This window comes from Streptomyces spirodelae, assembly GCF_017676385.1.
In the GTDB taxonomy this organism is placed as follows: Bacteria; Actinomycetota; Actinomycetes; order Streptomycetales; family Streptomycetaceae; genus Streptomyces; species Streptomyces spirodelae.
The window spans coordinates 211,722-234,682 of sequence record NZ_JAFFZN010000001.1 but is presented as its reverse complement, the minus strand read 5'-3'; the positions used below and the strand labels follow the sequence as shown (position 1 = coordinate 234,682).

General features: G+C 70.9%; 20 protein-coding genes. 8 read left to right on the top strand and 12 right to left on the bottom strand.

The features are described from left to right. Positions 1–128 precede the first annotated feature (128 nt). A complete protein-coding gene (pdxA, locus tag JW592_RS01015) occupies positions 129–1,166 on the top strand; it encodes a 4-hydroxythreonine-4-phosphate dehydrogenase PdxA (protein WP_209262884.1) in 1,038 nt (345 codons plus the stop codon). After that, entirely contained in the window at positions 1,159–1,956 is a 798-nt protein-coding gene (locus tag JW592_RS01010; RefSeq protein WP_209262883.1) for a DeoR/GlpR family DNA-binding transcription regulator, read from the top strand. Before pdxA ends, JW592_RS01010 begins: the two co-directional genes overlap by 8 nt. 38 nt (positions 1,957–1,994) lie before the next feature. Here JW592_RS01010 and JW592_RS01005 read toward each other — a convergent pair whose 3' ends face one another. From JW592_RS01005 to JW592_RS00990, 4 genes are all read right to left on the bottom strand, one after another. Beyond that, on the bottom strand, positions 1,995–2,585 hold the full coding sequence (locus JW592_RS01005; protein WP_209262882.1) for a PH domain-containing protein: 591 nt from the start codon (positions 2,583–2,585) through the stop codon (positions 1,995–1,997). A gap of 132 nt (positions 2,586–2,717) precedes the next feature. Next, a complete protein-coding gene (locus JW592_RS01000) occupies positions 2,718–3,425 on the bottom strand; it encodes a flavin reductase family protein (RefSeq protein ID WP_209262881.1) in 708 nt (235 codons plus the stop codon). Positions 3,426–3,529: 104 nt separating this feature from the next. Then, positions 3,530–4,837, bottom strand: a complete 1,308-nt coding sequence (locus JW592_RS00995; protein WP_209262880.1) for a hypothetical protein — start codon at positions 4,835–4,837, stop codon at positions 3,530–3,532. A gap of 498 nt (positions 4,838–5,335) precedes the next feature. After that, positions 5,336–5,782, bottom strand: a complete 447-nt coding sequence (locus JW592_RS00990; protein WP_209262879.1) for a TIGR03618 family F420-dependent PPOX class oxidoreductase — start codon at positions 5,780–5,782, stop codon at positions 5,336–5,338. Positions 5,783–5,898: 116 nt separating this feature from the next. Here JW592_RS00990 and JW592_RS00985 point away from each other — a divergent pair, with 116 nt between their 5' ends. Both JW592_RS00985 and JW592_RS00980 read left to right on the top strand, forming a co-directional pair. Further along, entirely contained in the window at positions 5,899–8,673 is a 2,775-nt protein-coding gene (locus JW592_RS00985; RefSeq protein WP_209262878.1) for a helix-turn-helix transcriptional regulator, read from the top strand. Positions 8,674–8,734: 61 nt separating this feature from the next. Next, positions 8,735–9,616 carry an alpha/beta fold hydrolase gene (locus JW592_RS00980; protein WP_209262877.1) on the top strand — a complete coding sequence of 294 codons (882 nt, stop codon included), beginning with the start codon at positions 8,735–8,737 and terminating at the stop codon, positions 9,614–9,616. Positions 9,617–9,715: 99 nt separating this feature from the next. On the opposite strand, the gene JW592_RS00975 is transcribed toward JW592_RS00980, so the two are convergent. Further along, the gene (locus tag JW592_RS00975; protein ID WP_229374971.1) at positions 9,716–10,102 is read right to left on the bottom strand and encodes a hypothetical protein; all 387 of its coding nucleotides are present in this window, start codon (positions 10,100–10,102) and stop codon (positions 9,716–9,718) included. A 76-nt stretch (positions 10,103–10,178) separates the two neighbouring features. After that, positions 10,179–11,084, bottom strand: a complete 906-nt coding sequence (locus JW592_RS00970) for a LysR family transcriptional regulator (protein ID WP_229375024.1) — start codon at positions 11,082–11,084, stop codon at positions 10,179–10,181. A 90-nt stretch (positions 11,085–11,174) separates the two neighbouring features. On the opposite strand from JW592_RS00970, the gene JW592_RS00965 reads away from it, so the two are divergent. After that, positions 11,175–12,524: an aspartate aminotransferase family protein gene (locus JW592_RS00965; protein WP_209262875.1), complete on the top strand. Its 1,350-nt coding sequence runs from the start codon at positions 11,175–11,177 to the stop codon at positions 12,522–12,524. 128 nt (positions 12,525–12,652) lie between these two features. Here the strand turns inward: JW592_RS00965 and JW592_RS00960 are convergent, their stop codons facing one another. The 5 genes from JW592_RS00960 to JW592_RS00940 all read right to left on the bottom strand — a co-directional run bounded on the left by JW592_RS00960 (position 12,653) and on the right by JW592_RS00940 (position 18,810). Then, positions 12,653–13,492, bottom strand: a complete 840-nt coding sequence (locus JW592_RS00960; RefSeq protein WP_209262874.1) for a MerR family transcriptional regulator — start codon at positions 13,490–13,492, stop codon at positions 12,653–12,655. Between the two features lie 94 nt (positions 13,493–13,586). After that, positions 13,587–15,611, bottom strand: a complete 2,025-nt coding sequence (locus JW592_RS00955) for a CocE/NonD family hydrolase (RefSeq protein WP_209263123.1) — start codon at positions 15,609–15,611, stop codon at positions 13,587–13,589. A 24-nt stretch (positions 15,612–15,635) separates the two neighbouring features. Next, positions 15,636–16,790, bottom strand: a complete 1,155-nt coding sequence (locus JW592_RS00950) for an ATP-grasp domain-containing protein (protein WP_229374970.1) — start codon at positions 16,788–16,790, stop codon at positions 15,636–15,638. 231 nt (positions 16,791–17,021) lie between these two features. Continuing rightward, positions 17,022–17,744, bottom strand: coding sequence for a VOC family protein (locus JW592_RS00945; RefSeq protein WP_209262872.1), 723 nt, complete (start codon positions 17,742–17,744; stop codon positions 17,022–17,024). Between the two features lie 178 nt (positions 17,745–17,922). After that, positions 17,923–18,810: a universal stress protein gene (locus tag JW592_RS00940; protein ID WP_209262871.1), complete on the bottom strand. Its 888-nt coding sequence runs from the start codon at positions 18,808–18,810 to the stop codon at positions 17,923–17,925. A gap of 258 nt (positions 18,811–19,068) precedes the next feature. Here JW592_RS00940 and JW592_RS00935 point away from each other — a divergent pair, with 258 nt between their 5' ends. After that, positions 19,069–19,932: a universal stress protein gene (locus JW592_RS00935; protein ID WP_209262870.1), complete on the top strand. Its 864-nt coding sequence runs from the start codon at positions 19,069–19,071 to the stop codon at positions 19,930–19,932. A gap of 97 nt (positions 19,933–20,029) precedes the next feature. Here JW592_RS00935 and JW592_RS00930 read toward each other — a convergent pair whose 3' ends face one another. Then, complete coding sequence (locus tag JW592_RS00930; RefSeq protein WP_209262869.1) at positions 20,030–20,317, bottom strand: DUF1876 domain-containing protein; 288 nt, start codon at positions 20,315–20,317, stop codon at positions 20,030–20,032. A gap of 263 nt (positions 20,318–20,580) precedes the next feature. On the opposite strand from JW592_RS00930, the gene JW592_RS00925 reads away from it, so the two are divergent. Next, positions 20,581–20,766, top strand: coding sequence for a hypothetical protein (locus JW592_RS00925; protein WP_209262868.1), 186 nt, complete (start codon positions 20,581–20,583; stop codon positions 20,764–20,766). 206 nt (positions 20,767–20,972) lie between these two features. After that, complete coding sequence (locus JW592_RS00920; protein WP_209263122.1) at positions 20,973–22,811, top strand: glycoside hydrolase family 15 protein; 1,839 nt, start codon at positions 20,973–20,975, stop codon at positions 22,809–22,811. Positions 22,812–22,961: the final 150 nt, after the last annotated feature.

Below are 22,961 nucleotides of genomic sequence, written 5' to 3'. Positions count from 1 at the left end.
GGAACACCGGAGCCGCGGAGTACCGGAGCGCCGAAGCCGCAGAGCTCCTGAGCAGTCCGCGACAAGACCCTGACAGACAGACAGCCCACCACAGCACCCGTGACCAGCCAGACACCTGGAGGAAACCAGTGGCCCGTCCCGTCCTCGCCGTGACCCTCGGCGACCCCGTCGGTATCGGACCGGAGATCACCGCCCGCACCCTCGCGGCCGTCGCAGGAGAGGACGGCCACCACGGGGTGGCCGTGGGCGACACGGAGGCGCTCCGTCGTGGCGCGCGCGCCGCCGGTGTGGACGCCGAGGTCCGGGAGGTCACCGACTTCTCGGTCGAGCCCGCCGGGCCCGGCGTCATCGACGTACTCGACACCGGAGTGCTCGGCACCGACCTGCCGGCCTGGGGAACCGTCGACGGCCGTGCGGGACGTGCCGCCGTCACCGCGATCGAGACCGCCACCCGTGCGGCCATGGCGGGTGAGGTCGCCGGTGTCGTCACCGGGCCGATCAACAAGGAGGCGATCTGGGAAGCAGGGTCGAAGCACCTCGGGCACACCGAGATGCTGGGCGAGCTGACCGGCGTCACCCGCCAGGACACCATGTTCGTCGTCCGCAACACGGCAGTCGCCGGGCACCATCTGCGTATCTTCTTCACCACCCGGCACGTGGCGCTGCGCAAGGCCCTCGACCAACTGACCGCGGAGCGGGTACGCAACTCCATCGACGAGGCTCTGACGGCGCTGCGGGTCTTCGGCACCGACCGGCCCCGCCTCGCCGTGGCCGCCGTCAACCCGCACGGTGGTGAGAACGGTGCCTTCGGCGACGAGGAGATCGAGCACATCGCACCCGCCTGCGAGGCCGCCCGCGCCGACGGACTGGACGTGACAGGTCCGGTACCCGCCGACTCCGTCTTCCACCAGGGCCTCACCGGCCGCTACGACGGAGTGCTCTCCCACTTCCACGACCAGGGTCATATCCCGGCCAAGACCTACGACTTCGACGGCACCATCTCCGTCACCGTGGGGCTGCCGATCCTGCGGACCTCCGTCGACCACGGCACCGCCTTCGACATCGCGGGTTCGGGACGGGCCGACCACGCCACCATGCTCTCCGCCTACCGCGCCGCGGTGGACTACAGCCCGTACGCCCCGGCCATCCGAGCCACCTATGGCTGAGCCGTCCGCCGCGCGCAGCGGCACCCGCGCCCGGCACAAGGCGCTGCTGGAACTGCTGCGCGAGGGAACCACGCACGTGGAAGACCTCGCCGCCGCGCTGGAGGTGTCCGCCTCGACCGTCCGCCGCGACCTGCGACGGCTCACCGTGGACCAGCAGGTGGCCCGGACCTACGGCGGCGCGGTCGTACCGGAGGCTTTCCACGAGCGTCCGGTCGCCGAGAGCGCCCGACTCCGGCTACGCGCCAAGGCGGCGATCGCGGACGCGGCCGGGCCGCTGGTGCCCGCGACCGGCGCGGTCTTCGTGGACGCGGGGACGACCTGCGCCGCGCTGGCCCGGCGTCTGGCCGAGGAGTGGTCCGACCCGAGCGACCACCAGGCGCTGGTGGTCACCCGCGGCCTGGAGACCGCACAGGTTCTCGCTGACGCGCCCGGCGTCGAGGTGGTGATGCTGGGCGGCAGTGTCCGGCCACTGAGTCACGGCCTCGTCGGACCGCTGGCCGACCTCGCGCTGGAACGGCTGTCGTTCGAGGTGGCCTTCCTGGGAGCCGACGCGGTCGATCCGCGCCGTGGCGTGGGGGAGCCGACCCTTGCGGAGACGGCCGTCAAGGAGCGGGTCGCGGCGCGGGCCCACCGCGTCGTGGTGCTCGCGGACGCGACCAAACTGGAGGTCCATGACGCGCCTGCCTGGGCCCGGCTGTCCGACGGCTGGACCCTGGTGACGGACGGGGACGCACCTGCGGAGCTGGCCGAACGCTGCGAGGCCGCCGGGGTCACGCTGGTGCGGGGCTGAGGGGGCTGAGGGGGCGCCAAGGGGGAGCCGGGCCGCGTTCAAGGCCCGTCCCCTGCCGTCGCAGCCCCCTCGACCGGGCCGTTGCCGAAGCCGGTTGACAGCCAGTATCCGCGCAACTCCCGATGCAGCCGCACCATTTCGGCCGGGGCGTCGTCGGGAGGGTTCGCGGAGTCGGTGTGCACCCTGCCGTACCGGCTGCGGTCACCGGGGCCGAACTCGGGCTCGCCCCGGTACATGCTGCCGGTGAGGAAGCCCGGCGCCCACCGGCGCGTGCCGTCGTGGAGCAGCAGGGCGATCCGCCAGCGCCCCTGCGGCCCGGCGCCGGTCATGCGGTGCGCCAGCTCCACCTCCGCCACCTGCGGCCACTCCACCCGGCGTACGCGTACAACGCCGACCAGCACCACGCCTTCCGGGCCCAGTACGACCCGGCGCCCCGTGAAGCGCCAGCACACCGTCAACAGGACGACCCACACCGCAAGGTCGCCCGCCAGTTTCCAGGGCCCCGGCCGGTCCATGGTCAGCTCGGCCCAGCCGCTGACCCCCGCCGTCACCGCGATCCCCGTCGACGCCAGGGACCACAACGCACACCTCGCCCGGTGCCGCAGCACCACCTTCGGCAGCACCGCCACCCCCCGTCTTGCCGTGTCGGTCCGCCCGCATCCTACGAGGAGCGGTGACGTCCCGCCGAAGACCGCCGGGTGGCGGCAGGCCCGGGCCCGGCGTCGTCGCACAGCCCGGCGACGGGGCCGCGCCCACAGCCCTCATCGGTTTCCGGGATCGAGAGCACCGACTGCCGGCTCTGCTGCGAAACCTTCCCGGCTGCGAGGTGTCCGGGTGCGGTACGAGTGGCCGAGTTCCGGGCCGAGTCCGAAATAGTGGCGGAAGTTGTAGACGAGGGGACTCCAGGCGGCCGGGTCGATATGGTCGGTGCCGGGAACGACAATGCCGGGGTCGGCGTGGACCTTGCACACCACGGCCTCGACGATGACGAATCCGCCGGCGACGTCCGGCCGCACTCGCTCGGCGCGGGCCTCCAGCTGGAGTGGGCACTCCGCGACGCGCGGTGGCCGGACCAGCTGAGACGGTTCGCCGGTCAGCCCGGCCGCGGCGAACTTGTCCGGCTCGAAGCGGCAGCCCTCGGGCTTGGTCGCGGGCACCGGGTGCCGTCCGGTCAGCGGTGCCAGCCGCTCCACCGCCGGCCACTGGGCGGGGGCCGGCAGATTGATCACCAGCTCGGGCCGGGTGCCGAGGTTGTACGCGGTCTGCCCCTCCCGGCCCAGTCCGAGGACGACCGTCTGCCCGAGAGCCCACGCGGAGGATATCGGGGCGAGGTTGAACGAGCCGTCCTCGTTCTCCGTCGAGAGAAGCACCACTGGCGTACCGAAGTACAGGATGCTGGGCTCGATCTCCACATGGGTGTGGGCGACGGCTGTTCGCGCAGGCAGGTGGCTGGGCGGTGCTGGGTTCATGGCGGGCAGCCTAGAATCCGCTCGTTTCGGCGCACGCCGAAACGACTCGGGCGAGAGGGGACCGGAAGACCCTCGCACTCGACACCCGCGCACCCGGGCCCGGCCTACTGCAGGATCCAGTGGAGAAAGCGCGCCAGCGAAGGGCCGAGGACAGGGGCCGCATGGTCGATCTCGGCAGTGAGACGGGCGCGTTCACCGGCGGGCAGAGCGGCGGCGAGGGCCGCGGAGTCCGGTGGCGCCCAGCGGGTCACCAGGGCGCGGGCCCGTGTACGTACGTCCTGGTCCCGGTCGCCCACCAAGGTGAGCCCGGCCCGGAGCGGGGCCAGGCCACGGTGGATCGCGAGCAGGCGAATGGCGGCCAGGCGGATGTGGCGGGGGCGGTCCGGGGCCAGCCGGGCCCGCAGCGCCTCCGGGGACAGGGTTTCGGCGTCGGAGAGGAGCGCATCGCAGACGCGTCGTACGACGCGCGGTGACGGGTCGTCCAGCAGAGGTGCGACGCGCTCAGGCGAGGCGGCCCCGAGCATCCGCAGCGCACCGACCGCCGCCGCACGCACGCCCGGCCGCGCGTCGGACAGATACGGCAGCACCAGCGCGACCTCTCCGGGTCCGCCGCACTCGCCGAGCCCCGCGACAACCGAGGGCCCCGCGCGGCCAGTGGCTTCGGCGGCGGCCCCGCGGTAGTGCGCGAGGGGATCGCCGCCTCCCTGGCGTACGGCCCACTGCGCACATGCTCGTACGCTCGATGACCGGTCGGTCAGCCAGTCGACAGCCCGCAGTGGCTGCCCCAGCCGTCGCAGCGCGGTGACGGCGATGGCCCGGACACTCGCGCTGCGCGCGCCCAGCAGCACATCGAGGACCTCGGCCCCCTCCGGAGCCGGAGGGGTGCGGAGTGCCGCTTTTGCGCAGCGCGCCTGGACGACGACATCCGGATCGCGCACAGCCCGGTGAGCGAGCTGTTCGGGCGGCAGCCAACCGTGTTCCACAGCCCGTCCGTACGCCCAGCGCCGCACCTCGTGTCTCGGGTGACCGAACGCGCACTCCCGCAGCTCCGTGTCACCTTCGGCCAACCGCGCCTCCAGCAGGCGCAGCGCGGCTTCACCGCGCTTGCGGCCGGCGGCGTGGAGCACGACGGGCGCCGCGCGCACCAGGGCCTCCGGCCGGGCCCCGGTAAGCACTCGCCGAGCCGCCTCCCGTACCGGCCCTGCCCAGTCGGCGCAGCGCAGCACCACCAGGGGCAGCAGTTCATCGGGCACCCCGGCGCACAACACCGCCTCGCGCACGCGGCCGTCACCGTGGCAGAGCGCCACCGCGAGATCCGAAGCCCGTTCCCCGCGTGCGGCCAGGTCGTACGCCACCCACTCCCGCGCGGGCGCCTGCGGTCCGGGCAGGTCGGGGAGAGGTCTGCTGCGCACCCCCGCAGTCTAGACGGGCTGAGGGTGGCCCCCGCCGGAGAGCTGCTGCCGGAAGCAGGAAGGCATCCGGCCCGCTCGGCACTCGGCCTGGCGGTCCTCGGCCGCTCCATGGGCTTGTCCATGACGGTTCCGGACACGCCGGAGCTGAAGGTGGTGGACCTCTCGGTGATCCATGAGGAGCCCGACGGGAAGTGCACGGTGGAGTGGACCGACCCCTTCGTGCTCGTCGGTGAGTTCCGGGTTCGGCGAGTTCGGATTCGCCCGATCAGGTGGCGCGGGGCTCCTGGTCGTCGGTGAACACATACAGTGCCGTCAGAAGGGCGCCCAAGCCGGAAGTCGTACCCAGGCCAACGGGCGCTCTTCGTCGTGTCGGCCGCTCGCATTCTGCGCCCGGTCGACGAGGAGGACCTGTGAGCGGTCCTCCGCCGGATCACGCCAGGCGGCCACCAGGGCGGGTGATGTCCGTGGCCGGCCCGGCTGTGCGGTTCAGGCGTGGTGTCAGGGGGCGGGGACCGGGCCGCCGGGTCGGAATCGTTCGACTCCTACGATGTGCCGCACCTTGACCGGGCGCACGATCACCGCGACTCGCTGCTCTCCTGGCATGAGCCACTCGAACCGCTCGCTGCCCAGGTACTTCCGGGCCAGCCGGTCCATCCGCTCGTGCGCCTCCTCGCCCTCGATGAAGCGGGCCACCTCACCGCTGATCTGCACCCGGTCGAAGGGGTCGGCGGCGTCGGCGTGCGAGAGATAGACGCGGGGGTCGCGGCGGAGGTTCTCCTCCTTGACCCGGCCCACCGAGGTGTTGAAGGACAGCTCTCCCTCTCCTTCCAGGTCCACCCACATCGGGCTGACCTGCGGTGCTCCGTCGGCGAACACAGTGCCGACGTACCAGATGCTGGGGGCTTGCAGCCGGGCGCGCACGGCTTCGTCGAAGATCGCGTTCACTCGGGGAGGCTATCGCCCGCCTTCGGCTCCCCGCACACCGCGACGGTTGGAGCCGGTCATGGGCGTGTGCGGGGGCGCGGGAAGGTCTCCTGAAATGGTCTCTAAAGTGGGTGCTCGTGCTTTACGGCAGAGCTGCGGAAGTCAGCGCCCTCGAAAAGGTGATCGCGCGTGCTCGCGACGGCTGCGGCGGCGCGGTGGTGTTGCGGGGCGAGGCGGGCGCGGGCAAGACCGCCCTGCTGGACGCGGCGATCGGACAAGGCGACGAGGCGCGTGTACTCGGCGAGGCGCGCGTGCCCGGCGAGGCACGTGTGCCCGGCGCGGTGCGCGACCGTGGCGCGATGCGCGTCCTGCGGGCCACCGGCATCGAACCAGAGTCCGATCTCGCCTTCGCGGCGCTGCACCAGGTGCTGCGACCGGTGACCGGCTCGCTCGGAGCGCTGCCCGAACCCCAGCGCGACGCTGTCCGCGCGGCCCTGGGGCTTGCCGCCGGCCAGTCCGGCGACCGGTATCTACTGGGCGCCGGTGTCCTCTCGCTGTTGGCGGAAGCCGGTGCACCGGACGGACTGATCTGTGTCGTGGACGACTTCCAATGGGTCGACAGGGCCTCGGCCGACGCACTGCTGTTCGCCGCCAGGCGGTTGGAGACGGAACGCGTCGCGATGCTGTTCGCCGTGCGCGGCGACGCTCCGGTCAAGGGCGTGCCGCTGACGGTGGACGTACCTGGCCTGCCCGAGTACGCGGCGGCCGAGATGCTGGGCTCCCGCCACGGTGTGCCGCCCGGGGCGGCACGGGAACTCACCACGCTGACCCACGCCAATCCCCTCGCCCTGGACGAGATCGCCGCACGGCTGACGCCGGCGCAGCGCACCGGACGCGAACCGCTGCCCGACCCGCTCCCCGGGGGCGCCCGGCTCTTCGGCGACCAGGTGGCCGCGCTCTCGGCCCCCGCTCGGCTGCTCGCGCTGGTCGCCGCCGTCGAGGCCGATCTGGACCTGGTACTGCGTGCAGCCGACCGGCTGTCCGCCGAGCGTACCGAGGGGCCCGGTCAGCACACCGCCGGCGAGGTTCCCGGTCGGAACGCGGGGGACCGGGACGGGCCTGTGGCGCTGGCCGAGCTGGAGGAGTCCGGGCTGGCCGAACTCCGCGGTGCGCGTGTCCACTTCCGCCACCCGCTCGTCCGGTCGGCGGTGCACGAGGCCGCCGGGCCCGCCGACGTCCGCCGGGTGCACGCCGTACTGGCTGAGCTGACCGGGGGCGACCGTCGCGCCTGGCACCTGGCCGGAGCCGCCCTGGGCCAGGACGAGCGGGTCGCCGCCGAGCTGGTGGCCGCCGCCGAGCGGGCGCGCGACCGCGGAGGTTACGGCACCGCCGCCACCGCCCTCGCCAGAGCGGCCGAGCTGACCCCCGCGCCGTACGCCCGTACCGTCCGCCTGAAGGACGCCGCCGTCGCTGCCTGGCTCGGCGGCCGCCCGGGGCAGGCCGAATCGCTGCTGGCCGACGCGCGCGACCAGGCCGGTGCCGACGCCGGCCTGGCCCTGGAGATCGCCCAGCTCCGGGGCCGGTTCGAGCTGAACTCGGGGAACGTCGCCGAGGCCGTGCGGCTCCTGGCGGCGGGCGACAGCCTGGAGATGCTGGCGGACGCCGTCGAGGCTGCCTCGTATGTCGGTGACACGGCTGCCGTCGTCGAGCTCGGACAGCGGGCGGCAGCTCACCCCGAGGGGTTCTTGCGGGACGCGGTGGCCGGGATCGGTCTGACGCTGAACGGCGACGCTGCCGGGCCGGGTCTCCTACGGCGGGCGCTGGCGCGGGCCGGCGAACTGACGGAGGCGGCGGAGTATCTGTGGGCGGCGGCCGCGGCCGGCCAGCTGGGCGAGCCGGACCTGGCGAACGACATGGCCGACCGGGCCGGACGGGTCGCCAGGGTGTCGGGGATGACGGGGCAGCTGCCCGTGGTGCTGGAGTTCGTGGCGACGGCCGATCGCCTCGCCGGGCGGTTGGCGAGCAGCCAGGCTGTATCCGAGGAGGGCCTGGGGCTGGCCCGCGAGGCCGGATACGTGAACACGGTGGCCGCGCACCTGGCCAACCTGGCGGTGCTGGCGGCGCTGCGAGGCGAGGAGGAGAGCTGCGGACGGCAGGCCCGCGAGGCGCTCGCCATCGCCGTACCCCATCGGGTGGGTTTGCGGGTGGGTGTCGCCGCGTACGCGCTGGCACTGCTCGACCTGTGCCTGGGACGCTACGCGGCGGCGCACGACCGCTTCACGGCCATCGCCGGAGCGGGACCGGGCGCCGGGCACCCCATCGTGGTGTGGCGGACAGCGCCGGACCGGGTCGAGGCCGCCGTGGGAACGGGCGACGAGGCGGGCGCGTGGACGGCGCTGGAGGCGTACGAGCGAGGGGCCGCGCACGCCGCGACACCCGAGTCACGTGCCCTGCTGGCACGCTGCCGAGGGCTGGCCGCGTCATCCGACGACTCCCTGCGCGAGGCATTGCGGCTGCACACCAACCCGTTCGAGGCGGCCAGGACGGCTCTGCTGCTGGGGGAGCGCCTGCGCCGTGCTCAGCGGCCGGGAGAGGCGCGGGCGCATCTGCGGACGGCGTGGGAGACGTTCGAACGGGCAGGTGCGCGGCCGTGGGCTGGACGCGCCCGGAGCGAGCTGCGCGCAGCGGGCGAGAGCAGACAGCCCTCGCCCTCGACCGTACTCGACGCGCTGACTCCACAGGAACTGCGCATCGCGGGACTGGTCGCCGACGGGTTGTCGAGCAAGCAGATCGCAGCCCAGCTCTTCCTGAGCCCGCGCACGGTCGAGTACCACCTGTACAAGATCTATCCGAAGCTGGGCATCGGCTCCCGTACGGAACTGGCGCGACTGGTGGTGCCGCAGAACCAGTAGTTCCGCAGCACCAGTAGTTCTACGGATGGCATCCGCAGCGGGGGAGGACATGCTCTGAGACATGAATGAGACGAAGAACATCTGGAGCGAAGAGTTCGGCGCCACCACGGACGCGCCGATTCTGTTGATCATGGGCTCGATGTCGCAGGGCGTCCTGTGGCCGGAGGAGTTCATCGGCCGCCTTGTCGCCGGAGGCCGCCGGGTGATCCGGTACGACCACCGTGACACCGGTATGTCGGACACTGTCGACTTCGCGGAGTCCCCGTACACCTGGGACGACATCAAGGACGACGTGTACCGGGTGCTGGACGCCCATGGTCTGCGAAGCGCCCACCTGGTCTGCCACTCGGCGGGCGGACTGCTCGGCCAGTACATCGCGGTGGAGCAGCCGGAACGGGTGCGCTCGCTGACCGTCATCGGCTCCTCGCCACTCGGCGGCGGCGAAGGCCAGGTGATCATGCGGGCTCTGCTGGGGCAGCCGCAACCCGAGGGGAGCCTGCCCGAGCCCGAGCCGGAGTTCGTGGACTTCTACCGCGCGCTGATAGCCGCTCCACAGCCGGAGGGCCGTCGCGCGCGGGTCGACAGCATGATCGCCGAGCAGCGCGTACTGCACGGCACCGGGCTGCCGTTCGACGAGGACGCGGCGCGCCGGCTGCAGGAGAGGATCTACGACCGGGCCCGCGACCTGTCGGCCGCGGCCAACCACCGGCTGGCCGCAGCGGCGAAACCGGACTTCGAGCCGGTGGGCGTCCTGCACCAGGTCAAAGCCCCCACGCTGGTCATCGAGGGCACCCACGAGCCGGCCAAACCGGGCCACGGCGCGCTCATCGCCGAGCAGATCCCGGGAGCGCGGCTGACGACCGTGAGGGGTATGGGACACACGCTGCCGCCCGAGGTACACGAGGAACTGGCCTCAGCCGTCCTCGCGCACACGACGGAATGACGCCCGCGTGGGCGACGGACACCGCGCGCAGAAGCAACCCGGCGCGGGCGAGAACCCTGCGGGTCGCAGGTTCCTCGCCCGCCGGGGAGGGGAGGAGTCTCAGGCTTCCCGCGGGCCTTGTTCTGCGAGGATCTCGCGGACCCGCGCTGTCGGCAGCGTCGACCGCAGCGCCAGCCAGATCACCAGTGCGCTGAGGACGAGGGTGGCCACGGCCCCGGCACCGAGGCCGAGTACGCCGAGGTTGCCGGCGTTCTCCGCCTTCTTCGGATAGTCGCCGAGGTAGCTGATGAAAGCCAGACCGGCGAACCAGACCAGCACCCACCAGCCGTGCTGGAAGTCGAGCGCGGGCATCTCACGCTTGGAAGTGGCGTCGTGCACGGCCATCAGGAGGTAGCCGAGCACGATGGCGACGAACAGCTTCCAGTTGGTGTCCCAACCGGTCCAGTAGACGATCAGGTTGGTGGACCACAGGGCGATGAACGCCACCGGGGGACCCAGCTTTCCGAGTGTGCGGAGGCTCCACGGGGCAGATGGCCGACTGTGCCCTTTTGACGACGCTCACTCACTGCCCCAGCAGCGGAAGGTCCGGGTTGCCGCGCAGCACGTGCAATACGGCCCGTACCGCCGCGCGCGGCGGGGAACCACGGCGGATCGCGGCCGTGATCGTACGTGTCACGGGGGTCGCCAGCTCCCTGGTGGCGACGCGGTAGCGGCGGCGGTCGACGGCCAGCCCGGGCAGCAGCGCGATCGACAGCCCGGCCTCGACGTGCTGCAAGGTCATCATGTAGTTGCTGAAGCGGCACACCACCCGCGGCTCGAACCTCGCCTGCCGGCACAGGCGCAGCGCGAGGTTGGCCATATAGGACTGCGGCATGTCGAACGCCCACGGCTCGTCCGCGTACGCCGCCAGGTCCACCGGGCCCCGTCCGGCCGCGGGTTGCCCGGGCGGGACGACCAGCAGGATCGGATCAGTTGCCAGCGGTACGAGATCGAGATCGGGGCCCAGCGGCAGCTCGTCGAAGTCAGTGGTCGTGATGATGATGTCCGCGTCACCGCTGCGCAGCGCGGGCATGCTCTCGTGCGGCTCCAACTGCACGAGCTCCACGTCGAGGTGCGGGTACTCGTTCGCCAGGCGGGTCACCGCCGGCACGGCCATGGTGTGGATCGCGCTCTGGAACGCCCCCAGCCGCACCAGCCCGGCCGGCTCCTCGCCGAACCCCCGCAGCTCCGCCTCGACGCTTTCCATGTGATCGAGGATCGCCCGGGCACGCCGCGCGAGGATCAGCCCTGCCGAGGTCAGCCGTACGCGGCGGCCGGTGCGCTCCAGCAGCTGGGTGCGCGTCTCGGCCTCCAGTACGGCGAGCTGCTGGGAGACGCTCGACGGGCTCATGCTGGCGGCTTGGGCGACGGCTCGGATGGTGCCCAGCGTGTCCAGCTGGCTCAGCAGCCGCAGCCTCCAGGGGTTCATCACGGGGCACATTGTTGTGCGGTTCTGCCGAACAGGAAAGCAGGAATCGTGAGATGGACGTGTCGCTCGGGCGCCACCTACCGTCGGGACATGGCTGCTTCGACCACCCCGCCGTCCACCCCGCCGTCCACCGCGTCGTCCACCGCGGCTTTCTGGGCCGACGCCGAGAGGCACCTCGTGCGCTACGGCGGCGCGTTCACCCGCGAGATCATCGACCGCGCCGAGGGGAGCTTCCTGTTCACCGCTGACGGCCGTAAGCTCCTCGACTTCACGTCCGGCCAGATGAGCGCGATCCTCGGCCACTCGCACCCTCAGATCGTCGCCACGGTCCAGCAGCAGGTCGCCACTCTCGACCACCTCTTCAGCGGCATGCTCAGCCGCCCGGTGGTCGACCTCGCCCGGCGGCTGGCCGACACCCTGCCTGCGCCGCTGGAGAAGGCGCTGCTGCTGACGACCGGAGCGGAGTCGAACGAAGCCGCCCTCCGGATGGCCAAGCTCGTCACCGGCAAGCACGAGATCGTGTCGTTCGCACGGTCCTGGCACGGCATGACGCAGGCCGCGGCCTCCGCCACCTACAGCGCCGGCCGCAAGGGATACGGCCCCGGCGCGCCCGGTAACTTCGCCCTCCCCGTACCGAACACGTACCGGCCCGATTTCACGACGGAGGAGGGCACGCTGGACTGGCAGCGCCAGCTCGACTTCGGCTTCGACCTGATCGACGCCCAGTCGACCGGAAGCCTGGCGGCGTGCCTCGTCGAACCGATCCTCAGCTCGGGCGGCATCATCGAGCCACCGCCCGGCTATTTCGCCGCCCTCCTGGAGAAGTGCCGGGAACGCGGCATGCTGCTGATCCTCGACGAGGCGCAGACCGGCCTGTGCCGTACCGGGACCTGGTACGCGTTCGAACGCGACGGTGTGGTACCCGACATCCTCACCCTCTCCAAGACCCTCGGTGCGGGACTGCCCCTCGCGGCTGTGATCACCAACGCCGAGATCGAGCAGGAGGCGTACGAGCGAGGGTTCCTGTTCTTCACCACGCACGTCGCGGACCCGCTGGTGGCCGCGGTCGGCAACACCGTCCTCGACGTCCTGACCGACGACAAACTGGACGAGCGGGCCCGATCGCTCGGGGCATTCCTCCATGCCGGCCTGACGGACATCGCCGGACGTCACCCGGTGGTGGGCGACGTCCGGGGCCGAGGTCTGCTGGCCGGGCTCGAATTCGTCACCGGCCCCGAGGCCCGGGGGAGCTCCAGCGAACTGGGTGCACGGGTCACCCGGCGCTGCCTGGAACTCGGGCTGCACATGAACATCGTCCAGCTCCCCGGCATGGGCGGGACCCTGCGCATCGCTCCGCCGCTCACCTCCACCGAGGAGGAGCTGTCCCTCGGCCTGACCATCCTCGACCAGGCCATCAGCGACACCAGCGCCACGCTCTGAGCCCCGGGCCGAGCAGGGAGTGCCGGCAGTTCCGGGACGTCCGTGCTCTGATTCCGGCCCAGCGGTCCCGCGCCCGGGCGAGCGCCCTCACACGCCAGGTCGAACGCCCGTGCCGGCGGCGCGCGTGATCACGCCCGGGTGACGGGTGCCTGCAGTTCCGTCACCCAGTCGTCGCGGTTCTCCGGGCACTCCAGGTTGATCTCGCGCGGATAGCCGGTCGACCGGTAGCCGTTGGCGTCGATCCAGTGGGCCAGGGTCTGCGCGGTCGGGAGGACGGCGTCCATCGAGCCTCGGTGCACGATGGTCGCCGCCTGGTCGAGGCGCGGCAGGTCGCGGACGCGGAAGGCACCGTCCTGGGGCGAGGCGCCGTCCCGGGGCGGCGCGGAGACCTGTACGGCCGCGTGGACGCTGATCCGGCCGCCGCCCTCAGAGGCGTCCTCGTAGTAGGCGATGCCGGGACCGGTGGCGGTGATGCCGGCCGAGTCCAGACGCCGGAACAGCTCCTCGTACAGCGGCCCGATGACGGGGCCGATGTCCTCGGGTTCGAAACTCGCCGCGGTCGCGGTCAGCTCCGCCACCCGGACGGCGGGAACGCTTTTGACGACTACCTCGTTCGTTGGCATGTGTCCCTCGTTCTCGATCGCTCGGAGCCTCGCCTCGACCTGGACCAGCCGTGCCCGCGCGGCAGCCATGGCGGCCTCCAGCTCGGCTTGCCGCAACCGCAGCATGCCGCGCAGTTCAGCGGCGCCGACCTTCTCATCGACGATGTCGCGGACCTGCTGGAGGGTGAATCCGAGGTCCTTGAGCGCGATGATCCGGTTGAGGCGGGCGAGTTGGGCGGCGGTGTAGTAGCGGTAGCCGCTGGCGGGGTCGACGTGGGCCGGACGCAGCAGGCCGGTCGCGTCGTAGTGCCGCAGCATCCGTACCGAGACGCGGCCGTGCCGGGCGAAGTCTCCGATGGTGAACATGACGTCTCCGAGCAGACCGCCTGACACGGTGTGAGGGTCAACAAGCCCCGCGTCCAGGAATCCCGCCCCTGCGGCAGCGCATCCCCGCGATGCGTCAGACGTGGTCCCGCGGGATGGTCCACGCCCAGTTGCGGGAGCGTACCCGGTGGTTGTCCTCGTAGGCGTCCATGGTGGCGTGCAGATAGAAATTCGAGTCGTCGGACGTCAGGATGGTGCGGGTTCTGGTGTGCACGTCCCAGCCGTCGCGGGCGAAGCCCATGACCCACTCGATATCGCCGCGTACGGACCCGAAGTCGTCTTTGGTCCAGCTGTAGCGCTCGTACGCGCGGCGGGTCACCGTCAGGTCGATGTCCTCCATGTGGACGACGCCGAGATCCTTGACGACTTCCAGCGCCGACCGGTAGTCGACCAGGTCACGTGAGACCGTCCAGCGGTGCTCACCCGGCCTGATCACCGTGCTCGACAGCGGCGGCGTGCCTTCGGGGTCTCCGAACAGCGGTGTGGGCAGCTCGTCGGGCTCGTCCAGCGAACGGATGGGCAGCTCCAGCTCGCTTTCGGACGGATGCACGGTCAGCCGTACCGGCCGAGGTGGCGGCCAGGCCAGCGGCCAGTACGAGGTCGACAGGGCGATCCGGAGCCGGTGGCCCGCCGGGAACGCCTGCGCCACACCGTTGAGCTGGACGCCCACGCGGTAGCGCTCACCCGGTTCGAGGGCCTCGGGCTCGGCGTGCCCGTTCCGATGGGTGAGGTTGAGCAGCCCGTACGTCGCCCGCGTCGCCCTGCCGTCCGGTGCGACGTCCGAGAGCCGGACCGCGACCATCGCCACCGGGCGGTCGACTTCCAGCGTCGCGTACAGGACCGGCCCGCCGAGTATCTCCAGGCGCTCGGCCAGTGGCTCGCTCTCGAAGACCAGCGAACCGCCGTCCTCCTCACGCTGGTCGTAGGGCAGGTCGGGAGGCGCGTTGTAGGAGCACCACTTTCCGGCGAACTGGCCCACCGACAGCGGCGACTCCAGGCTCAGCGGCGGCGATTCGAGCGGCTCGCCGGGCCGGCCGATCCGGTGGTCGCCCAGTGGATATCGAATCCGCTGCACGTGCGGCGAGAGCCACTTGGGCTCCCCGACCCAGCGCCCGGGACGCTCGTCGTAGGAGGTGGACGGCGGCACACTCTCCTGCATCCAGGTGCACAGCATCGGCCCGTCCATGATCCCGTTCTCCTCGTCCTTGAGCCAGTGGTCCCACCAGCGCACGAGTTCCTGCAGGAAGCCGATGGCGGGGCCGGGCACGCCGAGGTGCGGGTACTTGTGCGACCACGGTCCGATCAGGCCCCTGCGGGGGACCGTGAGCCGCTCCATCAGCCGGAAGACGGCGTTGGAGTAGCCGTCGGCCCAGCCGCTGACGGCGAGTACCGGGCAGGCGATGTCGGAGTAGTCCTCGCAGACGGAGCCGTGCTGCCAGTAGGCGTCGCGCCGCTGGTGGTCCAGCCACTCGGCCAGCCACGGGTTCATCCCGTCGAGCCGCTCGTACCACATCTCGCGCCACTGGGAGCCGACCACCTGGGGGTCGGGCGGGCACGAGGTGTAGGCGAACATGGTCGAGGCCCAGGAGAGGTTGTCGCTGAGCAGGCAGCCGCCCATGTAGTGGACGTCGTCGGCGTAGCGGTCGTCGCTGTAGCAGAGCGCGGCGACCGCACCCAGCCCCGGGGGGCGGCGCGCGGCGAGCTGGAGGGCGTTGAAGCCGCCCCAGGAGATGCCCATCATTCCGGTGCGGCCGTTGCACCAGGGCTGTTTGGCCATCCAGGCGAGGACGTCCTCGCCGTCCCTGAACTCCTGTTCGAGGTATTCGTCGGTGAGCAGACCCTCGGAGTCTCCGCTGCCCCGCAGATCCGCTCGTACGCAGGCGTAACCGTGTCCGGCGATGTAGGGGTGGTTGATCGAGTCCCGCAGGGCGGTCAGGTCGCGCTTGCGGTAGGGGATGAACTCCAGGATTCCCGGGACCGGCTCGGTGTCGGAGGAGAGGGGCCGCCAGATGCGCGCGGCCAGCCGGGTACCGTCGCGGGCCGTGATCCAGACGTGCTCCTCCTCCTTGATGGCGTGAGGCGAGGAGCTGACCTGCTTCAATCCCGCAGCCCGCATGCGGCTCTCCTACTCGTCGAATTCGAACGGCAGCAGTTCCAGGCAGCGCCGGTACTTCTCTTCGAGCTCGGTGTCGTCGTCGGCCCCCAGGTAGAGGGCGGCAAGCTCATAGCTGTAGCTGTCCTGCGAGTGCAGCTCGGACAGCCGCTGGCCCTCCTTCGGGATGATGTCGACGATCGTGTCGGGCATCTCGCGCCGCACCCGGGAGATCTCGTCCTGGCTCGGACACCGCCGCACCCGCGCGTCGGAGAACCGCCGCAGGAACCACTTCGCGGCGACCCTGTAGTGGCCCTGGCGGAACGGCAGCAGAGGCTCGTTGCCCAGCGCGAGACTGACCATGCACTCGTGGTTGGGCAGGCCGTCGACGTACTCGAAGAGGGGCGCGTGCGACTGGGACAGTCGCGGGTTGACCTCGACGATGTTGATCCGGTCCCGCTTCCGGTCCCAGAAGTATTCGATGTTGAACGTCGAATTGTTCAGGCCGATCTGCCGTACGACCCGGCCGGCGATGTCGATCAGCCGCTCGATGACCTGGGCCGGGGCCGACGACGGGTACTGGTACCGCAGAAAGCTCGACGCGTCAGGATACAGGATGGAGTCGATCACCCCGTAGGCGTGGACCCTGCCGTTCCGGGAGTAGCCCTCCACCGTGATCTCGTGGCCGCAGATCTCCTCCTCGGCCAGGCACGCCTGGCCGCCTGCCTTCTCCACCTCGGGCGGGAGGTCCAGCATCGACAGCACGGAGTCGAACGCCTCCCCGACCCGGCTGATGCCCTCCCTGATCCGCCCGGCAGCGACGGTGAACTGTTCGAGATCTGCCGCTTTGAACGCCAGTTCGGAGGAGTAGGACTTCACCGGCTTGAGCCACATCGGGAAGTTCACCTCGGGCGGTGGCTTCGGGTCGTCGAGATCCACCAGGCCGAACGGCGGGTGCGCGTTGCAGACCTTCTGCTGTTCCAGCCGGCTCCAGAACTTGTCCTCGCACTTGACGACCGCCTCCAGCGAAGCGGACGGCAGGCCGTGCCGCGCGCACAGGATCGGCACCATCGAGCTGACCGGGAAGTCCCAGTAGCCGACGATCGCGTCGATCGACCCCTCGAAGGCGTCCAGCCTGCTCTCCGCCTTCTCCAGCAGGCCGCGCAGCGGCACCGGCGCGCCGTGCATCAGCTCCTCCCGCCCGAGCAGCGCATGAAACCGACACCCCGCAAGCTGCGGGATGTCATTCAGGAGCTCACGATTCCGCTCATCGAGCCCCAGTACGAAGACATTCTTCGCATCGCCGCCCAAAGCAGACATGTGTGGGATATTACGCCCGTCGCACCGCTCTTGCACGGCCGTCGCAGCCGGGCAGGATCGACGCAGGGAGGGCGTGCAGAGGGTGCGGGAGGGGGAGTGCTACCTGGGTGTCAGTACGCAGAACTCGTTGCCGTCGGGGTCGGTCATCGGTATCCCGTCGGCGTCGTCCTGGGATGTGTCGGCTCGTGTTGCTCCGAGGGAGATCAGTCGGTCGATCTCTGCCTCTCGATCGCCGTTGGCGGGAGGAGCGATGTCGAAGTGCAGCCGGTTCCTGCCGGGCTTCGGCATCAGGGGTGGGCCACCCCAGGTGATTTTCGGGCCGCCGTGCGGGGAGCGGATCGCGGTCTCCTCGTTCTGGTCCCAGACCAGCGGCCACCCCAGGGCTGCGCTCCAGAAGTATCCGACTTCCTGCGAGCCGTCGCAGGCCAGCGCACCGATGAAGCCGCACTCGGCGAGGAACCGGTTGCCCGGCTGGATGACGCAGAACTCGTTGCCGTCGGGATCGGCCAGGACCACATGGCCTTCCTCCGGGCTCTGCCCGATGTCGATGTGTTGTGCGCCGAGGTCCAGCGCCTTGGCCACCGTCTGCCGCTGGTCATCCAGGGAGGTGCTCGTGAGATCGAAGTGCATCCGGTTCTGGCCGGTCCTCGGCTCCTCGGAAGGAAGGCAACGGATGCGGAAACCGGTGTCATCGCAGGGCAGGAGCGTGACCCCGGCTCCCGGATCGTCGGCCGTCTCCCAGCCCAGGAGCCCGGACCAGAACCGGGCCAGGCGCAGCGGCCGGCTCGTACCGATGCAGACCGCGAACAGTTGAGAAGTCATCCCCCGTGCATCTCCGATCCGCTGACCGACCGACTGCTGGCGCCGGCGCGCCCCCTGAGCCCGCCCCGGCGCAGCGGAGCTTAACGGCCGGGCAGGGCCGGCCGCAGCCGGATTTCCGCAAAACGGGCACCAGGCGAGCTCTCCGTGGCGGCCCGCCTCGCCCACGCGAGGAGCTCGCTCAAGCATGCGGGACAACGGCCACCGGAGGCATGGCGTGGTGCAAGGCCGCATGGGTGACGGGCCCCAGCCGTGCCCCCAGCATCGGACGGCGCACACGACGGCCCACCACCAGCAGCGACGCGTCATCGGACCACTCGATCAAGCTCCGCGCCGCGTTCCCCGGCCCCGCCCGCTCCTCCAGAGCCACCTGGGGAAACTTCTCGCGCCACGGCCGCAGAGCTGTCGAGAGCACATGGTGCTCCCGTTGCCCGATCTCGATCTGTTCGCGCCGATCGATCATTCGCGGGTCGTAGGTGAAGACAGGCGGCAGCTTCCACACGTGGACCGCGCGCAGGCTCGCCCCGTGCAGCGCCGCGGTCTCGAACGCGAACTGCAGAACCGCCTGACTCGGCTGCCGTAGATCGACCCCCACGACCACCGGTCCTCCGGACGGCCGCTCCGGCGGTTCCAGGTCCTGACGCACCTCTTCGTCCGCGTAGGCGGCCCGCACCAGGACGATCGGCCCCTGGGCCCGCGCGGTGACTTCTTGCCCGACGGAGCCCAGCAGGAACCCGCTCGTCCGGCTGAGGGCCCGGGAGCCGAGTACCAGGACGGGTGACTCGTCCGTCAGATCGACCAGCACGTCAGCGGCCACGCCGGGCACGCTCAGCCGTTCGACCTGAAGCTCCGGATGGTGCTCCGCCACTCGCTGCGCTGCCCGCTTGGGGACGTGCTCGATCCAGTCGTACTCCTTTTCCGGATCCATGCCGAACCGATGGGGGTGCCAGCGCCAGACATGGACGAGCCGGAGAGGCAGGCCCTGCCGATCCGCCTCCTGTGCAGCCCAGTCGACGGCTGCCTGGCTCGCCGCCGAGCCGTCGAAACCCACGGTGATGGTGCCCGTCACGCGCCTCAGCCTCCGTCTCGCCGGTTCGGCCTGTCTCGCTCCGCCCCTCCTCAGAAGTGAACCCGCTGTCGGTGTCACCTGCACGATTTCCGGGGCGGGCGGGGAGTGGGGGCGAGTGAAGGCGAGGCGGCTGGGCGCGGCGACCGCACTCCCGGTGGCCGGCCGAAGCCATCAGTGCTCCCCTGGGAGAAGGCGGCCGAGAAGAGCCGATCCCAGGTGTGTACGGGAAGCTACGGGAAGCAGGGAGACAGTGCCCGGGTGAACGCGGTGGTGGTCGGGGTCGACGGCTCCGACGAGAGCTTGCACGCCGTCCGATGGGCGGCGGCGGAGGCGGCCTGGCGCGGCGTCGCTCTCCGTATCGTGACAGCCGTGGGCCGACGGCACGTACGTGATTCCCAGGCGGCCGCTGAGAGCGGCGGGGGACCACCAGGGCCGCACCAGACCCTCCGGACAGCCGCCCAGGCCGCGCGGGAGGTCTCTGCACGCCTCGACGTACACGAGGAGGCGCTCGGCGACGGTCCGGTACGGGCGCTCCTGGGCGCGGCCGAGGGTGCACCGGTACTCGCTCTCGGCTCCCGCGCGCTCGGTCCGGTGGCGGGGTTCTTCCTCGGCTCCGTCGGACTGTCGGTCACCGCCCACGCCACCATGCCGGTCGTCTCGGTGCGGCATCCCGATGCCGGGAGCCGGAGCACCGCAGCACCAGTGGTCGTGGGAGTGGATCTGAAGCAGTCCTGCGGTCCTCTTCTGGACTTCGCCTTCGAGACCGCTGACCGTCGCGGTGCGGTGCTCCGGGCCGCGCACGCGTGGAGTGTGCGGGCTCTGTACTCGTATCCGTCCGCGCTGCCGGATCCGGCTGTCGTGATACGCGCCGGGGACCGGGTCGAGGCGGAGCTGGACCGGGCCCTGATGCCCTGGCGGCGCCGCTTTCCGCACGTCGAGGTCGAAGCCGAGCTGGCGATGGGCCCCGGAGCCCCGTTTCTCGTCGAGAGCAGCAAGGAAGCGGGACTGCTCGTGGTGGGCCGTCGGCTGCGGGGTCACCCGTTCCCCACCCGTATCGGCCCTGTCACCCATGCGGCGCTGCACCATGCTGCCTGTCCGGTCGCCGTCGTCCCGTACGAATAGCCATCGTCCAGCCACCCTCAGGCGGCCGACGGCGTCCCGGCTCAGTCGATGATTCCGACGGCTGTTCGTCCCCCTTCCGCCATTTCCCGCAGGCCGGTTACGTGGGCCATCCGGTGACCTGGCGGTTCCTCGGCCGGGTCGTGCTGGCCCGCTGGACGTCGCGTTCGGCGATGCTCAGCAGCTGCTGGGCGAGGTCGCGCATGGCTCTGCCCGCTGCCAGCTCGTCACCGATCTCCGGCACGTTCATGTCCGCAGGGTGGCAGTGCGCCGCGCCGCGGCCGGTGAGCGCCGTGGTTCCGTTGTCCAGCACCACGTGTGCCTGCGTCTCTCCCTGGTCGTCCTCGAAGAGGTCGAGATGGACGTTCCACTCCAAGGTGTGTGTCATGACTCTCTCCTCGCCTGGCTACGCCATTTCCATTGTCGGACGGCAGCTGGCGCACGTCGATCGCGGGCAGACGTGGGAGCGGGCGGATTGTCCGCGCGGGAAAGCGCGGCGCGCTCGGGCAGAAGAGCACACTCACGCACCCCGCAACCCGTGCGCTTAAGGTTCTTCGGAGGCGCGGGGCCCGGAGGCGTCGTTGCGGCGGGGCGAGGGCGGGACGGTGCGACCAGGCCCGATGATTCAGCACCACGGAAGAAGAGGACCGTATGAGCGAGGACGAGCGGCGCGAGCGCTATGCCATGGTGCTGTACAGGACGCTGGGGTACAGCGCCGAACGGCACCCTTGGGCGGGGCTGGCCCCGGCCCGACGCGAGGTCTGGTATGTCCGCGCCGACGCTGCCATGGCCGTGGCGGACAGCGAGATCGCCGAAGCGCTGCGCGCTGCCGGTTGAACCGTGGGCCTGCGGACGTGTTCACCTCGGTGCGTGCGTCCTCAGCCGATGAATCCCCGGAACAGGGAAGCCCGCAGAGGGGTGGGTTCACCGCGAACAGCCGCGCGCGGGTCCCGCGTTTCCGGTGGGCGCCTGAAGGTACCCGTGTGCTGAGTTTCTCACCACGCATCGCAAGCAACCCATTGCCATCAGTAAGGAGATCGACTCTGTCCGCGCCGTTGGAGGACTACGGACTGATCGGGGACACCTACACGGCCGGCCTCGTCAGCCGGGACGGCTCGCTGGACTGGCTGTGCCTGCCACGGTTCGACTCGGGGGCCTGTTTCGCGCGGCTGCTGGGCGAGGCGCGGCACGGATACTGGTCCCTGGCGCCGCGCGGTGACGGATGGTCGGTGGCGCGGCGCTACCGCCCTGACAGCCTGGTGCTGGAGACGACGTTCCACCAGGCCGGGGACGAAGTACGGGTGCTCGACTGCATGCCTGTCCGCAATGACCGACCGGATGTGACCCGCCGCGTCGAGGGGGTGAGCGGGCGGGTGCCGATGCGTATGACCTTCGTGCCCCGGTTCGACTACGGGAGCATCGTTCCGTGGTTCCGGCCGGACGGCAGGCGGCTGCACGCGGTGGCCGGGCCGGACCACCTCACGCTGGACTGCGACTTCCACCTCGATGTGACGGAGGACGGCCGGGCCGTCACGGATTTCCACATCGGCCCGGGGGAGGGAGTGGAGTTCCATCTGGGCTGGACCTCCCGCGAGTACGGCAGCCCGCCACGGCCCGCCCGAGACGTGGTCCCGGCCACCGAGCGGTGGTGGCAGGAGTGGGCGGGACACTGCCGTTACCGTGGCCGGTACCGGGAAGCGGTGGTGCGCTCGCTGATCACCTTGAAGGCGCTCACCTACGCGCCCACCGGCGGCATCATCGCCGCACCCACCACCTCGCTGCCGGAACGTCTCGGCGGCGTCCGCAACTGGGACTACCGCCACTGCTGGATCAGGGACGCCACCCTGACCCTTCTGGCCCTGCTCGATTCCGGCTACGACGACGAAGCCCGCGCCTGGCGGGAGTGGCTGCTGCGGGCGGTGGCCGGGGAACCCGAACAGATGCAGATCCTCTACGGCGTCGACGGCACCCGGCGGCTGCCTGAACTGACCCTGGACTGGCTGCCCGGCTATGAGGGCTCCCGGCCGGTACGCATCGGCAACGACGCCGCACGACAGCGCCAGTGGGACGTCTACGGGGAACTGATGGACGCCCTGCACCAGGCGCGCCACGCGGGTATTCCGCCCGCCGAGGACGCCTGGCAGGTGCAGCGGAAGCTGATGGACTTCCTGGAGGGACACTGGCGTGAACCGGACAGCGGCATATGGGAAATGCGCGGACCACAACGGCACTTCACGCACTCGAAAGTGATGGCCTGGGCAGCAGCCGACCGAGCCGTCAAAGCAGTGGAGGACTTCGGCCTCCATGGACCGGCCGACCGGTGGAAGCGCCTGCGCGCGGACATCTTTTCCGAAATCTGCGAGAAAGGGTACGACCCCCGGCGCAACACGTTCACCCAGCACTACGGCTCCAGCACGGTGGACGCCGCGTTGCTGACCCTCCCCGGCATCGGCTTTCTGCCCGCTCGCGACAAGCGCATGCTGGGCACCGTCCGCGCGGTGGAGGAAGAACTCCTCAACGGGGGTTTCGTGCAGCGCTACGCCATGAACCCTCGGACCCCGGACATCGACGGGCTCCCCGAGGGCGAAGGCACTTTCTTGGCCTGCACGTTCTGGCTCGCGGACTGCTACATCCAGCAGGGGGACATCGCCAACGGCCGGGCCCTGTTCGAGCGGCTGCTGAGCCTTCGCAACGATCTCGGGCTGCTCTCCGAGGAGTACGACACCCGCGCCGAACGACTCGTCGGGAACTTTCCGCAGGCCCTCTCTCACATCGCCCTGGTCAACACCGCCACCACTCTCGCCGCCCTCGACGCTTCCCAACCACCTCGCTCGGCTCCGGCCTCGGGCCCACTGGAGGATGAGGTGTCACGGGGCCGGTGAGCAGCTCTTCGAGATCTTTGTGTTTCCGCTGCCACGGCGCTCGCCTCTTCGGCCCCCATGTGCCGGCCGGTCTGCGGGGCCAGACTTTCGAAGGAGACAGTCCTGCAGCGCTCGAACTACTCCGCCGGTTGCGCTTCTGCGTGCCGGAAT

Excerpts from the sequence above, each read along its gene's own strand:
- JW592_RS01010 (WP_209262883.1), top strand. The coding sequence starts at position 1,159 with ATGGCTGAGCCGTCCGCCGCGCGCAGCGGCACCCGCGCCCGGCACAAG.
- JW592_RS01000 (WP_209262881.1), bottom strand. The coding sequence starts at position 3,425 with ATGAACCCAGCACCGCCCAGCCACCTGCCTGCGCGAACAGCCGTCGCC.
- JW592_RS00980 (WP_209262877.1), top strand. The coding sequence starts at position 8,735 with ATGAATGAGACGAAGAACATCTGGAGCGAAGAGTTCGGCGCCACCACG.
- JW592_RS00970 (WP_229375024.1), bottom strand. The coding sequence starts at position 11,084 with ATGAACCCCTGGAGGCTGCGGCTGCTGAGCCAGCTGGACACGCTGGGC.
- JW592_RS00965 (WP_209262875.1), top strand. The coding sequence starts at position 11,175 with ATGGCTGCTTCGACCACCCCGCCGTCCACCCCGCCGTCCACCGCGTCG.
- JW592_RS00960 (WP_209262874.1), bottom strand. The coding sequence starts at position 13,492 with ATGTTCACCATCGGAGACTTCGCCCGGCACGGCCGCGTCTCGGTACGG.
- JW592_RS00950 (WP_229374970.1), bottom strand. The coding sequence starts at position 16,790 with ATGCACGGCGCGCCGGTGCCGCTGCGCGGCCTGCTGGAGAAGGCGGAG.
- JW592_RS00945 (WP_209262872.1), bottom strand. The coding sequence starts at position 17,744 with ATGACTTCTCAACTGTTCGCGGTCTGCATCGGTACGAGCCGGCCGCTG.
- JW592_RS00930 (WP_209262869.1), bottom strand. The coding sequence starts at position 20,317 with ATGACACACACCTTGGAGTGGAACGTCCATCTCGACCTCTTCGAGGAC.
- JW592_RS00925 (WP_209262868.1), top strand. The coding sequence starts at position 20,581 with ATGAGCGAGGACGAGCGGCGCGAGCGCTATGCCATGGTGCTGTACAGG.